This is a genomic window from Thiomicrorhabdus heinhorstiae (assembly GCF_013391765.2).
In the GTDB taxonomy this organism is placed as follows: domain Bacteria; phylum Pseudomonadota; class Gammaproteobacteria; order Thiomicrospirales; family Thiomicrospiraceae; genus Thiomicrorhabdus; species Thiomicrorhabdus heinhorstiae.
The window spans coordinates 1-412 of the sequence record NZ_JACBGI020000081.1 but is presented as its reverse complement, the minus strand read 5'-3'; the positions used below and the strand labels follow the sequence as shown (position 1 = coordinate 412).

Annotated in this window: 1 other RNA gene; it reads right to left on the bottom strand. The window is 54.6% G+C overall.

The window, feature by feature from the left end:
- Positions 1 to 69: 69 nt before the first annotated feature.
- Positions 70 to 166: signal recognition particle sRNA small type (ffs, locus tag H8792_RS12460), an RNA gene on the bottom strand.
- Positions 167 to 412 lie beyond the last annotated feature (246 nt).

Here is a 412-nt window from a genome sequence, read left to right as displayed (position 1 = left end):
GAAAAATTCTGATGAATTGGATAGCGGAATAAACAAGAGGGTTGTTGCGAGGGGGCTTTATGGAGGCAACCCCACCAGCCACACCCCGGCACACAATGCTCCCGCTGTGGCTGCTGCCTTCCGGCTCTGACCAGGTTCACGGGTAATCGTTGCGGGGGGACCGATGGGGTCACCATCCTAGAGCTTCCAAGCGATGCTCTGTACGATTCTTCACCATCACGCGGATTCGAATTTGGCGTCCTTGTAAGGCTTGTGAAGGGATGCTGCGCAAGCCATTTGTATCACCAACTTGCCTCCCTTTTGTACCACCTGAAGGCGCCTACCAGGCCCAACTAAAAGGTGTGCCGGCCGTTTCGACCAATGAGGAACAAGCTATGAATACCCCAATGCTTGAGGAGCGTGACCGAGAAGC